We start from the raw sequence: 1,177 nt of genomic DNA on the forward strand, positions 1-1,177 counted from the left end.
TTGTAGATGCACAGCCAGCACTGAATACATATGTAGTTAAGAATAGACAGGCATATATTTTATTCATCAATATATCCTAATAGTGTGATCACGGCCTGAGCCATTACATTGCTAAGTCCTTCTAGCAACTCGGTTTTAAATGATCCTATTGCATTTATCGACATAGTTATTCTCAGAATTTACGAATGGTTTTTAAAATAGACTCATATAGTTTTAACGCTTCACCCTGCGCTAAACTACTGGTCTGATTTCCAAAAGATGAATAAGCGGTGTCAACTTCAAAACCAATAAGGGGGTCTTTATTATTACGGGCTGTACCCGTATATTCCCATAGCGCACTGACTCCATTTTTACCTTTCATTTTCTCGACCGAAATCCATTCTTGCCCATTTAAATAGCTCGTATTTTTTTCACCTTTCCGAATATTGTCTTTATTAACTTGATGCTGACTTTGTCCAGCTTGACTTAATTTATTTTCAATTCTAGGGATCATTTGTGCAGTTTGCTGTGAATTTGTTTCACTATCAAAACGTAATACGACACTCGGATAGTCTTTAAAATCAAAACCCATTTTTTGTTTACTGTGTCTAAATTTTTGATCATTATCTTTGATAAAACCCTGATAAATACATTGACCTATCTCTTTAGGAATCTCATGTTCTGGACGATAGCGCAAGTTTTTAACGAGATGCTGTATAGCTTCATTACTTTTTTCGGTCCACTCAGGTAGATCACTATGCCCACCTTCTATTAGAAACAAAGTCTTTTTATCGAACACAAAACCAAAAACATCAAATGGATCACCTTTATCTTTTGATGTTTTCCCTTTAATTATTTTAGTCAAACGCCCCTCAATTTCTTGTTCTTGGGAGTCATCCGTAATAGACCAATCACCCGTAGAGTATTCTTTTCTTACTTTTTGAACCGCTTCATCAAAATCTTGACGTGTCGCATTTTCTTTGACTTTAATAATAAATGAGTCGTATTGATCATAGCGATTTAAAGGATTGGCCTCAGCAGGAATCTCTACGGTATACCGCCCAATGCAATAGCTTTTGCTTCTTTCTAAATCCATCCTGTTATTTGCATTATTTTTAATTTCTGCTTTTGTAGATGCACAGCCAGCACTGAATACATATGTAGTTAAGAATAGACAGGCATATATTTTATTCATCAA

1 protein-coding gene is annotated in these 1,177 nt (G+C 35.1%); it reads right to left on the reverse strand.

What is annotated here, in order from left to right:
- Nucleotides 1–172 precede the first annotated feature (172 nt).
- Nucleotides 173–1,174, reverse strand: coding sequence for a T6SS immunity protein Tli4 family protein (locus tag F957_RS21710; protein ID WP_016542960.1), 1,002 nt, complete (start codon nucleotides 1,172–1,174; stop codon nucleotides 173–175).
- Between the last annotated feature and the right edge of the window lie 3 nt (nucleotides 1,175–1,177).

This window comes from Acinetobacter gyllenbergii CIP 110306 = MTCC 11365 (assembly GCF_000413855.1).
GTDB lineage: Bacteria > Pseudomonadota > Gammaproteobacteria > Pseudomonadales > Moraxellaceae > Acinetobacter > Acinetobacter gyllenbergii.